This window comes from Chitinophaga sp. 9-1-y (genome assembly GCF_059511905.2).
In genome coordinates this window covers 3,123,720-3,145,370 of the sequence record NZ_CM197955.1, presented here as the reverse complement: position 1 = coordinate 3,145,370, position 21,651 = coordinate 3,123,720, and the positions used below count along the sequence as shown (strand labels likewise).

21 protein-coding genes are annotated in these 21,651 nt (G+C 44.3%); 10 read left to right on the top strand and 11 right to left on the bottom strand.

Annotated features, from left to right (window positions below; all coding sequences use genetic code 11):
• Positions 1 to 2 precede the first annotated feature (2 nt).
• From AC5ZC7_RS12320 to AC5ZC7_RS12305, 4 genes are all read right to left on the bottom strand, one after another.
• A complete protein-coding gene (locus AC5ZC7_RS12320; RefSeq protein ID WP_496161604.1) occupies positions 3 to 3,212 on the bottom strand; it encodes an efflux RND transporter permease subunit in 3,210 nt (1,069 codons plus the stop codon).
• A gap of 10 nt (positions 3,213 to 3,222) precedes the next feature.
• Complete coding sequence (locus AC5ZC7_RS12315) at positions 3,223 to 4,620, bottom strand: TolC family protein (RefSeq protein WP_496161603.1); 1,398 nt, start codon at positions 4,618 to 4,620, stop codon at positions 3,223 to 3,225.
• Positions 4,621 to 4,667: 47 nt separating this feature from the next.
• Entirely contained in the window at positions 4,668 to 5,024 is a 357-nt protein-coding gene (locus tag AC5ZC7_RS12310; protein WP_496161602.1) for a hypothetical protein, read from the bottom strand.
• Between the two features lie 88 nt (positions 5,025 to 5,112).
• Positions 5,113 to 5,919 carry a DUF6630 family protein gene (locus AC5ZC7_RS12305; RefSeq protein WP_496161601.1) on the bottom strand — a complete coding sequence of 269 codons (807 nt, stop codon included), beginning with the start codon at positions 5,917 to 5,919 and terminating at the stop codon, positions 5,113 to 5,115.
• 920 nt (positions 5,920 to 6,839) lie between these two features.
• On the opposite strand from AC5ZC7_RS12305, the gene AC5ZC7_RS12300 reads away from it, so the two are divergent.
• The 4 genes from AC5ZC7_RS12300 (at position 6,840) to AC5ZC7_RS12285 (ending at position 11,270) form a co-directional block, all read left to right on the top strand.
• On the top strand, positions 6,840 to 8,096 hold the full coding sequence (locus AC5ZC7_RS12300; RefSeq protein ID WP_496161600.1) for a DUF4407 domain-containing protein: 1,257 nt from the start codon (positions 6,840 to 6,842) through the stop codon (positions 8,094 to 8,096).
• Positions 8,071 to 8,964, top strand: coding sequence for a hypothetical protein (locus tag AC5ZC7_RS12295; protein ID WP_496161599.1), 894 nt, complete (start codon positions 8,071 to 8,073; stop codon positions 8,962 to 8,964). The genes AC5ZC7_RS12300 and AC5ZC7_RS12295 overlap by 26 nt, the downstream gene beginning before the upstream one ends.
• Positions 8,965 to 9,044: 80 nt before the next feature.
• Positions 9,045 to 10,769, top strand: a complete 1,725-nt coding sequence (locus AC5ZC7_RS12290) for a hypothetical protein (RefSeq protein ID WP_496161598.1) — start codon at positions 9,045 to 9,047, stop codon at positions 10,767 to 10,769.
• Complete coding sequence (locus AC5ZC7_RS12285) at positions 10,770 to 11,270, top strand: hypothetical protein (protein ID WP_496161597.1); 501 nt, start codon at positions 10,770 to 10,772, stop codon at positions 11,268 to 11,270. It begins immediately after the preceding gene.
• A gap of 99 nt (positions 11,271 to 11,369) precedes the next feature.
• Here the strand turns inward: AC5ZC7_RS12285 and AC5ZC7_RS12280 are convergent, their stop codons facing one another.
• The 3 genes from AC5ZC7_RS12280 to AC5ZC7_RS12270 form a co-directional block, all read right to left on the bottom strand.
• A complete protein-coding gene (locus AC5ZC7_RS12280; protein WP_496161596.1) occupies positions 11,370 to 12,374 on the bottom strand; it encodes an outer membrane beta-barrel protein in 1,005 nt (334 codons plus the stop codon).
• Between the two features lie 81 nt (positions 12,375 to 12,455).
• The gene (locus AC5ZC7_RS12275) at positions 12,456 to 13,640 is read right to left on the bottom strand and encodes a BamA/TamA family outer membrane protein (RefSeq protein WP_496161595.1); all 1,185 of its coding nucleotides are present in this window, start codon (positions 13,638 to 13,640) and stop codon (positions 12,456 to 12,458) included.
• Positions 13,641 to 13,688: 48 nt separating this feature from the next.
• The gene (locus tag AC5ZC7_RS12270; RefSeq protein ID WP_496161594.1) at positions 13,689 to 13,967 is read right to left on the bottom strand and encodes a SelT/SelW/SelH family protein; all 279 of its coding nucleotides are present in this window, start codon (positions 13,965 to 13,967) and stop codon (positions 13,689 to 13,691) included.
• Between the two features lie 168 nt (positions 13,968 to 14,135).
• Between AC5ZC7_RS12270 and AC5ZC7_RS12265 the strand changes: the two genes are divergently transcribed.
• Positions 14,136 to 16,208, top strand: coding sequence for an ATP-binding protein (locus tag AC5ZC7_RS12265; protein ID WP_496161593.1), 2,073 nt, complete (start codon positions 14,136 to 14,138; stop codon positions 16,206 to 16,208).
• Here the strand turns inward: AC5ZC7_RS12265 and AC5ZC7_RS12260 are convergent, their stop codons facing one another.
• A complete protein-coding gene (locus AC5ZC7_RS12260) occupies positions 16,209 to 16,673 on the bottom strand; it encodes an Lrp/AsnC ligand binding domain-containing protein (RefSeq protein ID WP_496161592.1) in 465 nt (154 codons plus the stop codon).
• Between the two features lie 166 nt (positions 16,674 to 16,839).
• On the opposite strand from AC5ZC7_RS12260, the gene AC5ZC7_RS12255 reads away from it, so the two are divergent.
• Complete coding sequence (locus AC5ZC7_RS12255) at positions 16,840 to 17,970, top strand: histidine decarboxylase (RefSeq protein WP_496161591.1); 1,131 nt, start codon at positions 16,840 to 16,842, stop codon at positions 17,968 to 17,970.
• Here the strand turns inward: AC5ZC7_RS12255 and AC5ZC7_RS12250 are convergent.
• The 3 genes from AC5ZC7_RS12250 to AC5ZC7_RS12240 all read right to left on the bottom strand — a co-directional run bounded on the left by AC5ZC7_RS12250 (position 17,967) and on the right by AC5ZC7_RS12240 (position 19,730).
• Complete coding sequence (locus tag AC5ZC7_RS12250; protein ID WP_496161590.1) at positions 17,967 to 18,848, bottom strand: mechanosensitive ion channel domain-containing protein; 882 nt, start codon at positions 18,846 to 18,848, stop codon at positions 17,967 to 17,969. The genes AC5ZC7_RS12255 and AC5ZC7_RS12250 overlap by 4 nt on opposite strands.
• 66 nt (positions 18,849 to 18,914) lie before the next feature.
• On the bottom strand, positions 18,915 to 19,169 hold the full coding sequence (locus AC5ZC7_RS12245; RefSeq protein WP_496161589.1) for a hypothetical protein: 255 nt from the start codon (positions 19,167 to 19,169) through the stop codon (positions 18,915 to 18,917).
• A 96-nt stretch (positions 19,170 to 19,265) separates the two neighbouring features.
• Positions 19,266 to 19,730 carry a DUF6496 domain-containing protein gene (locus AC5ZC7_RS12240; protein ID WP_496161588.1) on the bottom strand — a complete coding sequence of 155 codons (465 nt, stop codon included), beginning with the start codon at positions 19,728 to 19,730 and terminating at the stop codon, positions 19,266 to 19,268.
• Between the two features lie 269 nt (positions 19,731 to 19,999).
• Here AC5ZC7_RS12240 and AC5ZC7_RS12235 point away from each other — a divergent pair, with 269 nt between their 5' ends.
• From AC5ZC7_RS12235 to AC5ZC7_RS12220, 4 genes are all read left to right on the top strand, one after another.
• Positions 20,000 to 20,329 carry a KGG domain-containing protein gene (locus AC5ZC7_RS12235; protein WP_496161587.1) on the top strand — a complete coding sequence of 110 codons (330 nt, stop codon included), beginning with the start codon at positions 20,000 to 20,002 and terminating at the stop codon, positions 20,327 to 20,329.
• A gap of 107 nt (positions 20,330 to 20,436) precedes the next feature.
• Positions 20,437 to 20,820, top strand: a complete 384-nt coding sequence (locus AC5ZC7_RS12230) for a DUF2809 domain-containing protein (protein ID WP_496161586.1) — start codon at positions 20,437 to 20,439, stop codon at positions 20,818 to 20,820.
• Positions 20,821 to 20,853: 33 nt separating this feature from the next.
• Positions 20,854 to 21,216 carry a DUF1304 family protein gene (locus AC5ZC7_RS12225; RefSeq protein WP_496161585.1) on the top strand — a complete coding sequence of 121 codons (363 nt, stop codon included), beginning with the start codon at positions 20,854 to 20,856 and terminating at the stop codon, positions 21,214 to 21,216.
• Positions 21,217 to 21,224: 8 nt separating this feature from the next.
• The gene (locus AC5ZC7_RS12220; protein ID WP_496161584.1) at positions 21,225 to 21,638 is read left to right on the top strand and encodes a hypothetical protein; all 414 of its coding nucleotides are present in this window, start codon (positions 21,225 to 21,227) and stop codon (positions 21,636 to 21,638) included.
• The last annotated feature ends 13 nt before the right edge of the window (positions 21,639 to 21,651 follow it).

The window sequence follows — 21,651 nt, the reverse complement described above, 5'->3', positions numbered from 1 at the left end:
GTTTATTTTAAATCGTCTTGTTCAGACGGCATTAACGATGGAGAATCATAACCGGCTTTACGCTGCACCAGGGCATATACCTGCGGCAATATCAGCAAAGCTGCCAGTGTAGAGGCAATCAGCCCGCCGATAACAGCGCGTCCCAGCGGTGCAGTCTGATCACCGGCTTCGCCCAAACCACTCGCCATCGGAATCATTCCCGCCACCATGGCCAGACTTGTCATCAGGATCGGGCGCAAACGTATCCCCGCACTCACAATCGCAGCTTTGGTGGAATCATGGTACTCTCCTCTCAGCTTTTCTGCATTGGTAACAATCAGGATGGCATTGGCTACCGATACCCCGGTAGACATGATCATACCCATGTAAGATTGCAGGTTGAGTGTAGCCCCCGTCAGCAATAAAGCGATTAATGCCCCGGCAATTACCGCCGGTATGGTGGTTAGTACCACCAGTGATAGCTTAAACGACTGGTAATTGGCTGCCAGTAAGAGAAAAATCACCACCACGGCTATCATCAACCCGTTCTGCAAACTGCCTAATGTTTCTACCAACAGGCTGGATGCCCCTTTGAGCTCTGTAATCAATCCTTTGGGTGGTGTACCTGTTTCCCTAATTGCTTGCTGTACTGCTGCAGTGGCCGCAGCGAGATCTTTACCGGAAATATTGGCACTAACGGTCACGAACCTACGTGGACCGGCACGGTCAAATTCTCCCGGCATTTCGGTAGTGGTAAAAGTAGCTACGTCCGCCAAAACAGGCCGTGGCTGGCCCTTTACCAGGGGTATTTCCTTCAGATCGTTCAACGCCGTCATGTTATACTCCGGCACCTGCACCTGCACCTGGTAGGTATAGGCCACTTTTTCATCGAGCCATTGATTCTTTTCTGTAAAGCGGCTGGACGAAGTAGATGCCGTTACCGAACGTGCCACTTCCAAAATATTCAACCCCATCTGTGCCAGTTTGAAGCGGTCTATATGAATGCCGATCACCGGGAAATGCAACGGTTGGGCAATCTGTACATCGCGCAGAAAAGGCACGTTTTTCAGATGGCCAACCAATTGTTCCGCATAGCTGGCAATCTGTTTCATATCCTTCCCTGCCACCCTCACTTCAATAGGTGTAGCGGCGCCCTGGCTCATGATTTTTTCTGTAAGATCTATTGGCTCAAAAGACAGGCGTATCTCCGGGATATCGGCCGTGATGCGCTTTCTGAGTTCATCTTTCAACTTTTCAATATCTACTTTATAATTTTCTTCCAGGTTTACCTGCAACACTGCTTCATGCGTACCACTGTTGAAGATGTAGAGGTTGCTGGTACCATAACTACTGGGAATCAGCCCTACGTAAGCGGAACTGATAGCCACGTGTCCGCTTACCGTACTGTCTACAATACGTAATACCTGGTGTAAACCTTCTTCGGTACGTTCCAAACGTGTACCATCCGGCATCCGCAGCCGCAACTGGAACTGTCCGGCATTCACATGCGGCATCAGGTCTTTCCCGATCCACATATAACAGCTACCTGCCAATAACAATGACCCTATGAGATATACGGTAACGGCTAAACGTGATCGCTTCATTCCTCCTTCCAGGATACGCATAAAGCCCAGTTTAAAGCGTTCAAAACCCGTTGCTTTTTCGGGGTGCATTTGTTCTTCCCGGAGATGGTCTTTTACTTCTTTCACCTCCTCTGCATCCAGCGCCTGCACTGCATGGGCGTGGTGCTGGTATTTATCTGCCTTCAGCCACCAATTGGCAATAACAGGCACCAGTGTTTGCGCCGCAAAGAAAGAAGCAATCATGGCAAAGCCAATCGATAATGACAACGGCAGGAACATGGCCCGTGGCACGCCTGTCATAATAAAGGAGGGCGCAAATACTGCCAGGATACACAGCAGGATTAACACCAGCGGGAAGGCGATTTCCTCACAGGCATCATAAATCGCCCTTCGCTTCGACTTACCCATTTCCAGGTGTTGGTGAATATTTTCGATGGTTACCGTGGCCTGATCCACGAGGATACCAATGGCCAGCGCCAGGCCGCTCAGCGTCATGATATTGATGGTTTGGCCCGCGAGCTTTAGCCCCATTACGGCACACAATACCGCCACGGGAATCGTCACCACTACCACGAGGCAACTACGCAGATCACGGAGGAATAACAATACCATCAACCCGGTGAGTAAAGCACCCAATGCACCTTCCGTAATCAGGCTTTTTACGGCGTTGATCACAAATACAGACTGGTCAAACTCATAGGAAACTTTCACATCATCCGGCAACAGGCTTTGCATTTCCGGGATTTTGGACTTCAGTGTTTTCACCACATCCCAGGTGGAGGCATCGGCTGTTTTTACCACCGGGATATATACAGAGCGCTTTCCGTTTACCAATGCATAGTCTACAGTAACATCCGTGGCATCTGCCACCCGGGCCACATCGCGGATAAACACATTGTTATTACCACTGGTAACAATGGGAATATCGCCAAAGTCGGTGACCTGTTTTTCCAGCGAATTGATCGTAGTCACAAACATGGTATTGTTGATGCGGATATTTCCGGAGGGTGTCATCACATTATTTTTAGCGATTGCCTCCACCACTTCATCGGCGCTTAAATTAAAAGCACGTAATTTCTGTGGATCCACATTTACTACTACCGAACGGGAGTTGGCCCCAAACGGCGGCGGCGCAGACAAGCCCGGCACCGAAGCAAACATGGGCCTGATACGGGTAGCCGCCAGGTCATAGATTTCCTTCAGCGATTTATCAGGGCTGCTGAATACCAGTTCTCCTACCGGCAAAGACGAGGCGTCGAAGCGCATAACCTGCGGCGGCAACGCACCGGGAGGGAAAAACTTCATAGCACGATTCACCTGCAAAGCCACCTGGGCAGAAGCTTCCGCCATATCCGTATTTTCATAGAAGGTGAGCTTTAATAACGTTAACCCCTGTATGTTTTTAGTAGTGATATTTTTTACCCCATTCACATATAAAAACTGATCCTGCAATCGCGTGGCAAAGAAGCCTTCCATCTGTTGGGGCGACATTCCCCCGTATGGCTCTATCACGTATATAGTAGGCAGGTTGAGTTTTGGAAATATGTCGATGGGTATACTGAATATAGACAACAATGAAAAAAGCAGCATCCCGCCAGTGATTACCACCACCGCGATGGGCTTTTTCAGTGCCGAAGAAACAAATGACATAGTAGTGCGTTTAGTTCAGATCAGGTAAAAATTGTGAGATAGTGTTGCCTGCATAGGCAGCACGAAACAGCGCTTTCCATGCGGCATCACGGGTTTGCACCAGGTCTGTTTCCGCGCGGTTTAGTACAAATAAAGCCGTGGTAACATCAATGATATTGGTCAACCCGCCCTTATACAACGCCATTTTCTGCCGCGCAGCTGCCCGGGCCGCTGCCAGTTGCAGCGGTAATTCCTGCAGCTTATCTCTCGACGCCTGTATATCTGACTGCGCCTGTTGTAATAAACCATTGAGCGTAGTACGCGTGGTTTCCAGTTGCTGTTCTGCCACTTCCGACCGGTACTGCTGCACGGCTACTTTTTCATGGGTGCGTTTTAGGTCCGTGAGGTTGTAGGTAATTCCCAGTCCCAGCAAATAGTTATATCGGCTGTATCCCATCCCGCTCCAGAGATTCTTGTCGTATATGTCATTAAATGATCCGCTGGAACCACGCATCCATCCGGCTGCCATCAGGTTTACCTTCGGCAGGCGCGACTTGCGGATCACGTCTTCCGCAGCGCGTTGCTGACGGTACACGGCATGATAGTATTCCAACATGGGGTGTGTACCGATACTATCTGGTGTAGCCATACCCAATAAGGTAAGCAAACGGGCATTGTTCACCGTATCTGGCTGTATGCTGGTGGTATCCAGTCCTGTGAAGGTGGACAACTGGATACGCACCTGGTTATATTTATTGTTGATGTCCAGTAAATTCAACCGGGCTTTTGATAGTTCGGCTGCGGCCACCGCGCTGTCTACTCCGGGTTTGAGACCGTGTAAAACAGTAGCGGTAACTGCTCTTAGCACTTCAGCATTTCGCTGGATATTATCCACCGCAATTCTTTGTAGTGCCTGTAGCCGCAAAAATTCCAGGTAATTTTCGATCACCATAACGGTTAACTGGTTGGCCGTATTACTGAGGTCTGTTTGTTGCACTTTGAGGGCCTGTGCGGCTTCCTTTTGCTCACTGTGATAGGCGCCGAAGTTGTAAACTTCCCAGGTCATGGCAGCCATGGCGATGTTGCCGCTCATGAGGGCATTATTATTTTCTGCCCGGATACCGCCTGATGTAGACGGGATCATGCCCATGGTAAAGTAAGATCCATATATGCTATTGTCCGTACCCGCATCTAGCTGCTCATGCAATTTTATAGCCGGGTACCAGTTATGTTTAATGTCTGTCAGGTTGGCCTGCCCGGCTTTCACCTGGGCCTGTTTGGCTTTGAGTGCCGGGTAATGCGCAATAGTAAGCGCAATGGCCCGGTGCAGCGAAAAGCTATCCGCTGCAGATTGTGCGAACAAAGAAGTGAAGGGAAAAATACATAGCAACCACCAACACCACTTTTTCGCGATCGAATATGAGTTCATAAATCGCTAAAAAAGAATGAAATAAAAAAAAATGATAAAACGGGTTATCAGGCGGTGGGCGGGCCTCTCCAGCTTCTCAGTGGTATGGGAATGCTGAGGTATGGATTGAAATAAAATCCACGCTGGACTTTATCTACATAAATAAAACGTGCGGTAACATCCGATAATAAAGGCGGACAAACTTTCTCATGTCCATAGCTGTCGTTGATCCCCACCGGGCGGCGTTTAAACCGGGTAATGGTGGTGCGGAAACGGGGCGCCTTCATCGCCGCTTTAAAAGCAGTGGCGCTGGCCTGGTGAATATTACTAATAGCAGTTTTCTGTACAGCCATCACCGATCCCTGCGCTGCTGGCAGGATCATCGCGGCGATCAGTACATAGAAAAAATGCCTTAATAATTTCATGTGGTATACAGTTACGTATCCTCTAAGGTATTCAATACAAGCTGGTATAGCAAGATGAGCGTTGCTATTTTAACCAAATTTTAATAAACTAGAAAAAGCAAACCAGGCACAGTTCTTCCATTTTCAGCAGCGCATTGGCAAGACGGAAATCCTGCATATCCAGGCAGGCAAAAGACTGATACTCATCCAACGCCGTGCCTATGGCTACTATCTTCAGATCGTAGGGCAACAGTTGCTCATTCACAAAATCCAACATCTCTTTGGCAAAATCTTCGGCGGCCATCATTTCTCCATAAGTGTCAGGATCAGGTGCTTCCAGTATGATGCCGATATTTAATAATGGTCCCAGTTCATTGAGCAGGGGGATACCATTGGTCACAAATTCCTCCCATTCAAATTCCACCACGTTCCCGGCGGTAGATAAGGCAGCATGCAATTCTTCCCAGATGGTGGTGACATTAGGCGGTACAATTTCCGGTAACCCGCTGATCAGCTCTTCTGCAACGTCTTCTTTAAATATATCCAGGTACAGTTGTGCCAGCGGCTCCCGGGCATTTCCCATTCCATTTAGCTTTTCGAGTAACTTCAGCTCCTGTACCAGGTTGGTCCAGCGAAGCATCAGTTCTTCTTCATCTTCTGCATTCATTTCATCCACAATCAGCACAGCTTTATCCTGCAGCTTGTAATTATCGAGACGGCTTTTCCGGATAGACAGGCCGGGGGCTTCAAAAGAAAGTTCATAAGAGGCGTAGTTTAAAAAGGCGGTACCAATCAGTACCTTATCTTTAAATATTTCGTGTACCACGCTTTCTTTGGTGTCTATATAGGAATAACCACTATCCTTTCCATAGGTTTGTGTTAACCAGGTAAAATCTTCACGTGAAATATCGGGCATGTGGACTGGCATAATTAATTCGGTAAGTAATAATCGTTGTTAAATTCAGGACGATGCTGCTTTTGAGCTCAGACTGATTTTGGTGTGCTGTTTATTTATTAGTTCAGGATTGTCCCACTAAAATAGAAGAAAAATTATAAAAGGTAGCAAAGTTTCAATAGTTTATATCCCTGGGGCAACACATAAGCCCTGGTAAAGCGAAAAATCCCACAGCTGGCTATCCATCACCATATGCTTTATTTTTTTTTAGATTATTTAAAATTTTGTATTTTAGGAAACTGTAGGACCTAACTGGATTGGTTGCAAAACGCACTATTACATGTGAAATATATTTAAAGTAACATCCACAGACAATACCTGTGAAGTATTTCCTATCCTCATTTGAATAACAATATGAACAAATTTGTTATTGCTTTATCACCCCTCAAAATTGCCTGTCTTTGGATATTGTTCCAAATGACCAAGGTAAAAAGATGCTTTTCCCTATTATGGAAATTTAGTTTCCGGCTCAAACAGGTTGAATTTAACTACTACAGAAACTGGAGATTCAATAATGCTTATTTACTGATCGATTATAAGTTCGAAAATGCAATATGGGTAAAAGTTGGCCGTGTTAAAAGCATTCATACATCCGGGCCAATGCTCTTAAATCTGCAGGGGCGGGCCCATGGCAACTTACTATTTACGATATACGGTTTCTTTCAAAAAAAGGTCTTTGAGATTGATTTAGACCGGGATACCGAGATAAAGCAAAAGATCTTTCATACTTCTTTTGGGCTGTTAAATGGAAATATGTTGAGTGTTCACATCCCCCGGCCTGTCAGCACATTTCCCCAATTGAATATCCATTTCGCCAAAACCAGGATACATCAACATCATATTGGTTTCCATCTTAATCCCTTTAAACAAGAAGACTACTTATGAAACAAAGAGATTATTATATCACCCCCAACGCTGGCTTTATCATGAAATTTCTGTGGAAATGTGCTGGCGGAGACAGGTATATTTTAGAACGGGCAACTTATAGCGATCAAATAAAATACATGTGTCTGGGGGGCATCGTATTTGCCACCGGCGCGATGGCCGGATTGGCCGGCGGCTACGCCTTCTATACTATTTTTTCTCCTAAAGGAACCGTCATCGAGGAAACGTTGAGTATATCTACCGTTTTCCTCTCCGTAATTTTTGGGGTCATATGGGGTTTGATGATCTTTAATATAGATAGGTTTATTGTAACGAGTACCGGTAAAGGAGATGGCACCGAAAAAATTACGATGGATGAATTCAAAAGCGCGATACCACGTATCATCATGGGGGCAATCATCGCGATTACTATCTCCAAACCTATTGAAATCCGGATGTTCCAGACAGAGATTAATAATAAACTGTATGATAAGCAGCTGGAATTGCAAAAAGAATTTGAGAAGAAAACCATTGCCAACTTTGAAGAACGCCTTAGAGTAGTAGAAGCAGATTTAGGGGAAATAGGCAAGCAAAGGCAAGACTTAATAAATCGCATTAAAGTTTCCGAACAAGCCTATACAGATAATCTGATGGGTAAAGCACAGGGAGTTACAGCTGGTAATGGCCCGCTGTCGAAGGCGCTAAAATCTCAGATAGATGCCCTCAATGCTGAATTGGAGCGCTTCGATCAGATAAATGGTGCAAAAATTCAGGAAGCAGACAAAAAAAGAAAAGAAATACTAATCGAAAAAGATAAGGCTTTATCAAAAAATGTACAGGTGGCACAAGGTCTTGATGGGTTATTAGAGCGAATTAAACTGGCCCATGAAGTAGCCGGATTCTGGATTACCCTGTTTATTACCTTGCTCTTTTTATCGATAGAGCTAACCCCCATCTTTTTTAAATTAATGCTTAATAAAACGCCCTACGACTATCTCACGGAAAACAGGGATGAACTTATAAGAGCCGAAAATGGCATTGAAGTTCGTTATGATTATTATAAAGATAAAGAAGGAATTGAACGACACCTGATCATCAACCATGAAGCAGAAAGGCTGGTTTATGAAAAAATAAAAGTAACAGAAATCCAGAAGGAACTTACAGAATACGCCATTGCTAAGTATAAAGAAAGGGAGAAAGAAAAGATTGATGCTAACCTTGATGACTATATAAAAAAGATAGCTCCTGATGAAGTCATTGGCGAAAAAAATTAGCAACTGGCTTTGCAAATTCTCGGGAGAGGATTTCTTTATTGTCAGTATGTGCGACAGGAAGATACGGCTGTACTTCTCAATCATTGGCCTGTTTGTGCTGGTGATATTGATCTGTTGTTTTGTGAGTGCGGTATACTTCACTGAGCACTTGTTCCATAATGGTATATTGGATTTTGGGGTGGGGCTCATCTGGGGGTATATTGTCACCAATCTCTATGTATTACTACTCTATACGATTACCCCTACACTCCTGCCCATTAAACATAAGCGTAGTAAGTTCGGGAAATTTGAAAACAAAGGACTTATTTTCAATACTTCTATGATTCTCCGGATAGGAATAGTGTTGTTGCTGGCCATCATTAACACACAAATGCTGAATATCTTCTTGCTCAAGCCGACATCCACCGATTTTGCTGAAGATGTAAGAAAATTGCTGGCTACCAATGTTTGGGCATGGCTCATTACGCTGTGTGGAATGGGCGTTTTCATTCTTCCTATTTATTTTAAATATAGCATCCGGAAACTGGGAGACTTTTACGATAAAAAAGCGAAAATAAAACTGGGACTGGTAGAAGATCATTACACCACCTTTAAACAGCAATACAAAATACTACTTGAAGACAAGATCACCGATTTTAACCGTAAAACCTGGGAACGCCTGGATCCCTATTTAAATAAACTAAAAGCAATTAATGAAAGCGCTTACCAACGGCACCTGGCGGAAATCAGTGAGGAACTGAAGGTGGAAAGTATAGACAAGTATGAATATTGGGCCGATCCACCCTACAGAACCATACGTAAATCGAGTGAACAAGTTTCACTGGATGAGAAAGACTTATTAAATTACATTTATCCTCCGGCTGATTGACTATCCTGATTACTATATCTATAGGCGTATTGATTGTTGTCCTTTTCCTGATTTTTAATCATAAAGGCAAACAAATACCTGTGGCTGATGTGCAGACCATTGTAAATGTTTCCCCAAAAACATTGTCTGTTAAAACAGTGCGATCAGATATACAATACGATGAAACCGGCAGACCTTTCCGGTGGATAGATACTACAAGAGAAAAACCCCGTCGCACTTATGTAAAAGCTACCCTGACTGGCAAATACTGGGGAATAATTAATAAACACATTTCCGATAAATTTGAACACGCTGATTTTTTCGATTTTAATATCTACGAAGTTCAACTCACCGATGCGTACTACCAGGCTACTCCTTTTCATTTAAAAGAAGATCTACGAATTCCCCGGGAAAAAATCCCTCCATTGCTGCATACCACTTTGCATGAAAATGGAATGGTATATAACATTAATCTACTTGAACCTACTTTTTCTAATATCCAGTTCCTGCGAAAATTACACCAGGTAGATAAAGAGCAGGTTTTTGGTACCATACAGGCAGAAGTAACCGGTTATATGCTTGACTATGTATTTGAAACGTCAAGAGAAATAGCCTATCACGGGCAAACAAACACAATTCCCGCTACTACTGCTACAATCGCGTCTTCTTTGAAGAAAACTGATATCCTTACCGGATATACAGAGCGTGAAGGCAATTACGAAAGAACCCAAAAATACTATTCAGACCTTAAATCTACCTATTTTGGTGAATGGCGATATGTAACGCATGATAAAACCTCTGATGGTTGCCTTCCGTCTATATTTGGCATCATAGGGCTTATATTGGCCGGAATCTTTTTAATATATGCGGTGCCTCAGTTGGGTGTGCTCTTACTTCTTTATTTAGCCCTGGCTTTGCTTGCCATCATTCCATCGGCTGTTTTAACCTGGATATTCAGAATCCTGGGAATAGCAGCATTGGTATTTTTGGTCATCAACATTATCAATGCTCCGAAAACACCACGCCACCCCTATCTGCCCAGGGAAACTGCCATTAATCAACCCCGTGAAGCCAATGTTCAAACCATACCATTTACCAATACTGTCAATAATGTCAACACTCCTACAATGTCAGACACGCTTATCCAACATTTCAGAAGTTGGGTAAATTATGATGGAGATACGCTTGAAGGAGTTATTTGGGTAAGAAATAGCGATTATTTGAATGCCAGGAATTATAAAAATAATTTACAGGCAAATGAAAGCAATGACCGGGCCTATGACAAGCTATTATATACGCTGAAGGAATTCGACAAGGAAAAGTTATCCGGGGTGTATCAGCTATTTGATTCCATCAAAATAACACATCAATTGTCAGGCGCCAAATTTGCAGAAGCATTGGTTTCCTTTGTACAGGATATCCCCTATACTGTTGTTCTTCCCTACGATTGTAATGCAGCGATGTACAATGATGACTTTATACGGAAATATCTTCAATCGGAAAATGCCCGTTGTGACGGCTTTGAAAAGTTTGGAATAAATACACCGGTAGAATTTATGGCGACCCTGAATGGAGATTGTGATACCAGGACATTATTACTATACACAATCCTTTCACATTATGGCTATGATGTAGTATTACTAAGTAGTGAATATTATAAACATTCCATACTGGGCATTAATCTCCCGTACAACGGGCTCGCCTACACCTATAATAATTGCCGGTATGTCTTTTGGGAAACCACCACTCCAGGCCGGAAGCCAGGTCTGATCCCAACAGAAATATCAAACTTAAGCTATTGGAGAATCTCATTAAAATCTAAATAAATGAATATTACAAAAGGAGTATTACTAACGGGAATGGTCATAGTGATCTGGGGAATTTCACTGGTCATTATTCAGTTACTTACCAGGAAAGAAAAGGCGTTCTCCGTAAAAGAGGGCAAAATTCAAGCTGCTTATGGCCTGTTATTTACTTCATTGATTGTTGCAGCATCCCTGATAAATTTTAAAGTATTCACTGCTTTCAATGAGATTATTGATATAACAATACTGAAAAAACAACCCTATACTGAGGTACTACGTGTGATGGCTTTAATATCGGGGCTTTCTATTTGCTGGTTCATCATCAGCTATATTTTATCGACGTTGCTGCTATGGATGGCTACCGGAAAGCGGACTGTCGTAAAAGAAATGGAAAGTAATAACTGGTCTTTCTTTTTAATTCGGGGAGTAATTTTTGTTGGATTTGTATATAGTTTAATGCCCATTCTCGACATCTTACTACGCTTATTTTACCCAACAATTGATACCCCATTTTTTCATTAGTAGGTTTTAACTTACCTGCACTAAAAGATTTGGGGAGATGATAGCAAATATTTCTGCTTTCATCTCCCCAAATTTATATCATACAAAATTAAATACTATCTATAACCGGAATTTCAGGCCTGCATTCACACCCAGTCCGCCAATATTAATGTATGATTTCAAGTCGTTGGAGGGCCTGTTATCGTCCTTGTAAAAAACTTTGGTGCCTTGTTGATTGATGGGCGTGTTGGAGTTTTTATCCAGTGTAGTTTGATATTCCGTATTCTTTTCCGCTGTACTGAGGTCCTTCAGGGTACGGGTCCTCGTATTTACTACGGTGCCGCTGGCATTGACTACGGTTGTCACTTCGTTATACCGGGTAATTTCTTTCTCTTTACTTTTTACCGGTATATTTCTATACTCTGTTTCTACAAAAACATCAAAGCGGGAAGCTACCTGGAAAGATACGCCCAGGGCGCCCTGGAAGCCAATCGTAACATTCGGTTTGATTTCTTCTTTGCGGTTAATCACGGTAGAGGCCTGCAAACCCGGCGCAGGAGTACTTACCTGGGTGGCGTCTGTTTCAATGTAGAGGCGGCCCCACAGCGGAACTGCCACACCGAAGCGCACATAAGGATTTACTTTTTCAAAACCAGGACTTACCACCAGGCTTGGTGCAAAGTCTACGGCATTCACATAACCATGGGATTCCACATGCCCCAGTTCTTTCGTAGATCCCACCACGGTAGTCACTTGCCGGGTCATCAGGTTTTTCTGGCTGTGGAAATAATTAAAGGTACCTTCTACCGACAGGTACTTATTAATGTTATAACCTACGGATAAACCACCCCGAAAACCCTGACCATAAGAACCCGTCAGTACTTTACGACTGATGGTATCTAACGGATTGGGGTTAGTTGGGTTATATTCTGTATGCAAATCCTGCGGTGGATAAGGGCCTACATTGGGAAATTGCCCGGGGGATACACTAAAAAAATAACCGCCTGCGATCTTTAAATACCATTTTGAGTGAGCGGAGCTGGTGGAATTAGACTTGTCCTGGGCCTGGGTAGTAACAGTAACAGCCATGAAGAGCAAGGCTGCACCAAACAGGTGTTTTTTCATATGCAATGGTTTTGGTGTAACGAATTAATCTATTGAAAGTTAACAAATTATTACCAAATAACCATCACCGTAAACAATTCATTAAAATGCTTCTGCGAGCGACAGGTATAGTCCCTTCTGCCTGGATTCACCGGGTCGTTTTTCTCCTACGGCATAGTCTATACGAATAGTGAGCCGGGCGCTTTCATCGTAGAAATAACGGATGCCTGCACCATAGCTGGGTTTAAATCCATCGAAATGAAAATCACGGTTCGCAAATACAGTACCTGTACCAGCGAAAGCTGCCAGGGCAAATTTAGGCTTGATATCTACAAACCAAATATGAATACGCATTTTTGGATCTATGAGGTAACGATATTCTGCTTGTCCCGCCAGATAGTTCTGGTTACGATATCTCCCGGTATAGTATCCCCGCATGATCATATCATTCCCCATTTCAGGCAGTAAATAAAAAGGCAGCTCTTTTCCCTGCAGGCTATTAAAAATACCATTTAAGCCCAGGGTGCTTTTTCGGGAGAAGGCAATAAAATGTGTGCCCTGCGCTTCGATCTTAAACAGCGGATGTTTGCTGAGAAATGCGGGTGCATAAGCAGCATTCAGTTTCAGCCACCAGCCATGACGGGTATAGTTCTCATTGTCGCGGTTATCATAAATACCTGTCAGGCCCAGGAAAGTTGCATAGCCACCGTCTTTATCAGTCAGCGGCATGGTAGTATATACTCCTTTATTATCGCCGCTGCTGTAGGCATCATGCTGGTATAAAACAGAAGCCCCTGCATAAAAATGTCCACCAACACGCCGCTCTCCTTCCACTTGTACTTTATAACGGATATTATCTACCAGTGAACGGGGGTCGTGATGGGTAGTATCGCCGATGCCAAAAAAGTACAGCGGGTAGTTCTGGTACCGGAGGTTGGTTCTGAAATGCCAGGTATTAGCCCGGGTCCAGATATTGGTTTTAAGATCTATTTTAAACTGATGCTCTGTGGTGAGCGCCGGGATGAGGTTAATGGTAGAATTACGTGTAGCCGGGTCCGGGTTTTTATTGTCTGTATAAAAGGAATACAACATGGCGGCACCTATCTCCAGTCCTTTTTCCTGGGAATACCCTAACACGGGTATCGGGAAAAAACTACGCCTCCGTACCACCACACTATCGTATAAGCCTTTGGGTGAGGAAACAGCCGGAGGAGTAGTATCCTGTTGAGCCTGGGCGCCTGCAGCCAATAAAATCAATAAAGCGGTGATACGGAGGTTTTTACACATAGGTTGCAAATGTAAAGAAATTACCAAAACGATCACCACCCGCTTACATTATGGTTTATCGGAATGCCCCAGGCTTTTGTCCGGGCTCACGTGGTCTCGCACCAGTTGCTTCAGGAACTTAATTTCCGGGAAATGCCCGGCGGCTTTACGGTCAAACAGCATTTCTTCGTTTAGCCGTATGGTAAAGGTGCCTCCTGTTTCACTGGGTCGCAGGGTAACTCCTCCCAGCTCTTCTGTAAAAGTGGTCAGTAATTCCTGGGCCATATAGGCGGATCTTAATAACCATCCGCATTTAGGGCAGTATTCGATGGTAATAACCGGTTTCATGGGCATTATTGTTTATAAAAGCAGCAGCTGGCAGATAAAAAATAAAAAAAGTTACCGAAAGATACGACCCTATTTGGTTTATAGGAATATAACACTAAATACATGGCCTTTTTATGCCAACTTACTTTGAATCGTGGCACATTATCTTTAATTTTAACCTATATTAAGGTGGACCGTCCCCGAATCGCTCCACACTTGTCACTGCCAACACTATACACTATGCTGCCGGCCAGTCCTTTGAATAAATGCATATTAATCCCACTTTACTTCATGTTGTTGTCGCCTGCGGTAGCAGCGCAGCAGGATGTCAATGATCCATTATTATCATCCCTTCATGCCCACCCCCAAAAAGATACTGCCAGAATTAACCTGTTGAACCAGGTGGCCAGGATGTACTTTACCAAAGATGCTTCATTGGCTGCCCGCTTCGGCGAGGAGGCCCTGCTACTTAGCGATAGTCTTCATTATATACCCGGAAAAATATGGGCACTGCGTAACCTGGCCCTCGTGGAAAATACCAAAGGCCACCTGGATCAGCAAATGCAGCTGACCCTCAATGCCCTTAAACAGGCGGAAATACTCGGCGACGCTGCTATGCTGGGGATATTAAATAATGACGTCGGCAATATTTTCACGGAGCTGAACAGCCCCCGGGATGCCCTGCACTACCTGAAAATATCGCTGGCCATCAAAATGAAGCGGAATGAAAAAGCAGAGATTGGCAAAACCATCAATAATATCGGTTCTGCCTACATTGCCCTGAAAATGTATGATTCCGCCATGTACTATCTAAAACGGGCGGAGAAAATAAAACTGGAACTAAACGATCAGCGCGGCCTGGCATATACTTATGAAAACATGGGTATCATTGCCATGGTAACCGAAAAATATGACGAAGCACTCCGCTTCCATCAGCTCTCTTCCCAATATTATAAAGAGGCCGGCAATTTACCAGGGGTGGTAAAAGCCAGCCTAAACCTCGCTGAAGTACAAATCATGCTGGGCGATGTAAAAAGCGCAGATAAAAACCTCGACAACGCCAAAGCATTAAACGACCAGCTGGGAAATGCTAAAAATGAATTGATCTATTATAAAATCCGGTATGAACTTGATTCTGCGAGAAAAGACTATGCCGCCGCGTTTGCCGATTTCAAAGCCTACAGCAACCGGAATATCGACTTTTTCAATGCAGAAAAAGGGCGGCAAATTTCGCGCTCCGAAGAAAGATATGAAGCAGAAAAAAAGCAGCGGGAAAATGTGCTGTTGAAGAAGGAACAACATATGCACCTGGCCACCATACAACAACAACGGGTACTGGTATTATCCGCTGCGGCCCTGTTCCTGGCCTTGTTACTGATCACGGTGATGGTATACCGCCTGTATAAACGGCAACAGGAACTATACCTGGAGCTGAATAACAAAAACCAGGAAGTATCTATGCAAAACCGCATTATCCTGGAACAAAATGCGACACTGGAAAACCTGAACCAGGTAAAAGATAAAATTTTCTCGGTGATTTCGCATGATCTCCGCTCTCCGCTGGCTATCCTGGAAGGCTTGCTGTTCCTGCTCAAAGATGAAAAAATTGATGCTAACCAGTTCCGGATGTACACCGATGAGTTATGGAGAGATGTAAAAAATACGGCCTATATGATGGACAATATGTTGCAATGGGCCAGTAACCAAATGAAAGGCATCGGGGTGAAGCCAGATGATTTTGATCTCACGATGTTGCTCAGCCGGGAATTCGATTTACTGCAAACCCTGGCCAGGCAAAAAGAAGTGAAGTTGTCGCATGAGCTGAATAAAAATATCCAGGTATATGCTGACCCGGATATGATCCGACTGGTATTGCGTAACCTGATCAACAATGCTATTAAGTTCACCCCAGCCGGTGGCGAGGTACTGATTAGCGCAACGGTGAACAACGACATCGTGGAAATAACGGTGAAAGACAATGGTACCGGTATCCCACTGGAAAATCAACACCGCATCTTCTCCAATATCTATTATTCTACCACTGGTACCCAAAACGAAAAGGGTTGTGGTTTGGGACTGCACCTGTCGAAAGACTTTGTAGAGCGCAACCACGGGCAAATCTGGTTTAACAGTATGCCCGGTACCGGCAGCAGCTTTTCCTTCACCCTTCCCCTGTCAGAGGATACGGAGATCAATCCGCGGGCTTATACCATGGTTGTACAGGATCACCCGGTAAATGGTGTGCGGGTATTAAGACGCTGATCAACGCAGCTCAAAGGCAGTGGTATGCTTAATTTCCGTCATCACAAAAGAGCTGTGTACCTGCCCGATATTTTCTACGGCAGCCAGCTTGTTGGTTAGAAAATGCTGGTAGCTCCGCATGTCGTCTACCACTACTTTCAGCAGGTAATCATAGGTACCGGCTACGTGATAGCATTCCATTACCTCTTCCATGCCGGCAATGGCCGTCTCAAATTTTTTAATCAGCGGTTGCGAATGCAGTCGCAACGATACATTACAAAAGGCCATGAGGGCTTTCCCAACCTGGTCTCCGTGTAATAAAGTAACGTAGCTTTTTATCACTCCGCTCTTCTCTATCTTTTTTAGCCGCTCATATGTAGGGGTAACGGACAACCCTATACGATGCGCAATTTCCTTGGTATTTAACCGGGCATCCTGCTGTAATACCTGCAAAATGCGGCGATCTGTGCTATCCAGTGTATCCATGGTAGTTATATTTTTCTTTAAAGTAGCGACGGCGTCGCCTTTAATAGTTTATTAAAACTATCATCACATCAAAAATAGTATATATTTTCTATTAAGTATATTTTCATAGATACATTCAATTAGTATATCCTAATTTAGCAGCATCATACACCTGTAATTAACGATTATGAAAGACTACCGGTTAGCCACCGCAGATGCTGCGGTGCTGGATGAACTGTTGGCACAGGTACAATCCCGTACCAAAGACTTTCTGGGTTATCCCGTATCGAAAGATTTTGACTATAGTCCTTTGCTGCCTTTTCTGCAATACCCGCTCAACAACCTGGGGGATCCGTTTGTCCCCTCTACTTATGCCGTAGGTACCCGGGAGATGGAAAAGCAGGTGGTATCTTTTTTTGCGGACCTGTTCCGTGCGCCCGAAGATGACTGGTGGGGTTATGTGACCAATGGCGGCTCTGAAGGCAATTTATATGGCTTGTATCTCGCGAGAGAACTATACCCTAAAGGCATGGTATATTATTCTGAAGCTACCCATTATAGTGTGCAGAAAAACCTGCACCTGCTGAATATGCCGGGTATTATTATCCGCACCCTGCCTAATGGAGAAATAGATTACGATGACCTGGAAAATACGATTCGCATGAACCGGCATTTACCGGTGATCATGCTGGCTAACATCGGCACCACCATGACGGAAGCCAGGGACGACATCAAACGGATTAAAGGTATCCTTAAAAACCTGGCGATTAAACATCACTATATTCATGCGGATGGCGCACTATCCGGTAGTTACAGCGCTTTCCTGGATCCCAGGCCAGCCTTCGATTTTGCAGATGGAGCAGACAGCATTGCCATTAGCGGACATAAATTTATTGGTGCACCCATTCCCTGTGGCGTGGTGGTGGCGAAAAAATCTAACCGCGACAGAATAGCCCGGTCTGTAGCGTATATCGGTAGTATGGACACCACCATCACCGGTTCAAGAAACGGCCATAGTCCATTGTTCCTATGGTATGCTATCCAATCCCTCGGCCTCGCCGGATTAAAAGAGCGGGCCAGGCATAGTTTAGCAGTAGCCGCTTACGCAGTAGAACGTTTGAATGAAATCGGCATTCCTGCATGGCGTAACCCCAATGCTATTACGGTAGTGTTTCCGGATCCTCCCGGAAGCATTCGCCGTAAGTGGCAACTGGCCTCAGAAAATGGGTGTTCACATATTATCTGCATGCCTAACGTAAGTAAGGAACAGGTGGACGAATTTATTACCACCCTGACGGCTGCTATGGCTACGGTTTAATCCAATCCTTCGGCAATCGCCAGGATAGTGGTATTGAGGGCACGCCGGATCTGGCGCTCTGTTTCTTTGTTGGACAATGGCATCACCAGTTGCACTTTAAACTGTACAAAATCTTTCTTGATTTCTATGGTTTTCAGGGAAAAACTTTCTGGTGAAAAACTGCGGGAATACTCTGCCACACTGTTTCTCAATCGCTCTTCCAATCCACGGATGGTAAAAGGATGTTTATGATCCAGTTCAAACTCCACGGTCAGTTTCCTGATATTTTGTTTGGACTGGTTCAATACTGTTGTTGTAAAAACAACAGAGTTGGGAATAATGACCAGGTCATCGTCGTCGTTCAACAATACTACGTTAATGAGGGTGATATCCATTACCCGGCCCTTGTACTCTCCTATCCGCACCTGGTCGCCCAATGACAACTGATCGGAAAACATAATAATCAGCCCATTGATCATATTGGTGATATAATCTTTGGTGAGGAGCGCGATGGCTGCTGCCACGATGGTAATACTGGTTACGAACTGGAGTGGGTTTACGCCAAAGAAAAATGTAATGGCCAGTAACAAGAAAAGTGTGTTCAGTACCGAAGTGATTCTGTTAATACCCAGTACAAAATTATCTTTTTCAATGGGTTTGCTTTTATTCCGGCGGGTATACCACGACAAAATCACCAGCCATGCCAGTGAAATCACCAGGTTGGCGCCCAGGAAAAAAGAAAGTGCGTTGGTGAGTTTAAACAGCCATACAAATTTGTCATAAACAGCCGGGTGTTCCACGTTGAAATATACAATACCCAGGTATACCAGTAGTTTTACCAGGAAAATAATCCGTTCACTGCGATTGGCGTTCTTGTACGTTTTATCGGTTACCATCATAGCTATGCTCGCTCGCTTTGTTGCGAAGGTACAACCGTGATTTTAAAATTGTGAAGCCAGCGGGAGTTATTTCATTTTATCCAGGATTTCTTCCCAGATAATCCGGGCAATTTGCTCGGACTCCACGGTGCGCAGGCTTCCTTCCGGGGTGTCTTTGTGATCGGTTGTAAAAGCGGCGGTATGGGGTTCGTATTCTTCCAATACGTGTTCACTTACGTCTGGAATCACTTGAAATGCTGTCTCTAAAGCCCCCCTGTCGATGGTGATGACCAAACCGTAGGGTTTACCTTTTATGATCACAGTAATGCTGTGCTTTTCCATACCTTATATGCTGCAAGGTATATACCACAAATAAAGACCGGTGCTGTGTAGTCACCGGTCTTTATCAATATATTAACATTATAAAAACTGCGGTCATCAGGCCATTGTTGCTAACATTTTACGGGCGGTTGACTTTCTTTTTGGAGCCGTTTTTCTAGCCATCGTCTTTTTGGCAGTTGTCTTCTTCGCGGTGGCTTTTCTGGTGGTTGCTTTTTTCGCAGCTGTCCTTTTTGTGGTTGTTTTTTTAGCTGCTACTTTTTTTGGAGCGGCTTTTTTAGCCGTTGATTTTTTGGTAGCTATTTTCCTGCCGGTTGATTTTTTAGCGGCTGCTTTTTTAGCGGCTGCTTTTTTTGGAGCAACTTTTTTGGAGGGCGCTTTCTTAGCGGCAGGTTTCTTGGGCACTTTGGCACCTTCTTCTCTTGCTTCGGATAATCCTATAGCGATAGCTTGCTTAGGATTCGTAACTTTCTTATTGCTATTTCCACTTTTTAATTTACCCTCATGCATTTCATGCATTGCTCTTTTGACTTTGCGCTGTGATTCATCTGAATACTTTGCCATAACAAAAAAATTTAGATGGGTTGAGGAAAAGAATAACAATTATGCGAAAACAAAATATAAGCCACGGATAATGAAGGACTTCAATGGGATAAAATGGGGAAACCACCTCAAAAGTGTGTTAAAAATTCTATGGATTGTGGAATGTATTGCCCTATTCAGCTGATACACATCTCCTGATACCGGCTACAGTATTGACTACGGGCGGTGGCACATATCTTGATCGCTTTTAAAGACTCTTTTAACTACTATCACTATAAAACTTCAGGATTATGGAAGACATCAGATTTCAACATCCCACGTCGGTCACACATGCGCAGGAAAAGAATCCGGAACAGAAAAGCAAGCATAGTAAACGCGGATTTGCTTCTATGGACCCTGAACAGCAACGTGCCATTTCAAGAGAAGGTGGGAAAGCTGCTCATCAACAGGGCGTAGCCCATAAGTTCACGTCTGAAGAAGCCCGTGCAGCAGGTAAAAAAGGCGGTGAGGCAGTCAGCAAAAACCGGGAACACATGGCCGCCATAGGCCGTAAAGGTGGTACCAACCGCGGAAAAAAGAAAAATAGTGTAACTAACGAAAACAATAATAATGAGCAATAACCCAGGCGGGTTATTGCTTTTTTTATTACATAAGTAATACCTGTTCATTTTCCGCTATAGCGCCTCATATAAGAATATCTTTCTTATATTTATCGCATTTTAAACCTATGGTAGCAAGAAGGCGCTGGTTCTATTTCTTCCTCATTTTATTGAATATCCCTCTAGGGTTGGCCACCAGGTGGGCTCCCCAATATTTCCCGGAGTTAATACGTGTATATGGCGGCGATGTATTATCGGCCACCTGTATTTTCTTTGGTATCCGGTTCCTCTACCCGGTTACCCCACTGTGGAAAATCGGCATCAGTAACTACCTGGTATGTATCCTCATTGAAGTACAGCAGCTTTACCAGGCCGATTGGGCTGTGAAACTTCGCAATACCCCTGCCGGTATTATCCTGGGACACGGGTTCCTGTGGAGCGACTGCCTATGTTATGCTGTGGGTACTGTCATTGCTCTCGCCATTGCCTGGCTCCTGGAAAAGATAATTTAAGTATATTTATTGGGTATCCTTTAACATTCCCTTATGCAGTTATTAATTAAAATCGGGATCACCCTGGTGATGGTAGAACACTTGTATATCCTCTGGCTGGAAATGTTTGCCTGGACCTCCAGGGGCCCCAAAGTTTTCAAGCAGTTCCCGAAAGAGCTTTTCCTGCCTACCAAATCACTGGCGGCCAACCAGGGCTTGTATAACGGGTTTCTCGCCGCAGGCCTGGCCTGGACATTCTTCATCACAGATCCCATATGGGCTGCCCGTGTAGCCATTTTCTTTTTAGGCTGTGTTGTTGTGGCAGGCCTATATGGCGCCCTTACGGCCGACAAAAAAATATTTTTTATGCAGGCGTTACCAGCCCTCATTACGCTTTTACTAATATTGCTGGCTTAACACTTTTTATGATAGAAGCGTCAGATATCCGGATCGGGAATTATGTAGCCTGGTTTGATTATAACATGGAGGAAACCGCCTTTTTAGTAGAAGGCATTTTAGATGGATACGTTTATAATTCAGGGCTACCGCTCAGTAAACTGCGCTTTGATAAAGTGAACCCGGTTATCCTGGATGTGTACCTCCTGGCCAGGTTTGGCTTTATCAAAGGAGATCCCGATTACGGGGAAGACGTGAATGTGTATTCCCTGAAATACAACCGGCTGCACAGTGTACACGTACGGCATGAAAACGGTGTATTCCAGCCCCTTACTGACGCAGCAGAAGGGCTGGTAGCTTATGGCCGTCCTATTGTGCATGTACACCAGCTCCAGAACCTTTTTCACGCCGTTACCCGCGACGAGCTTTCCCTGTTTGAATAGTTTTCTTTCCTCT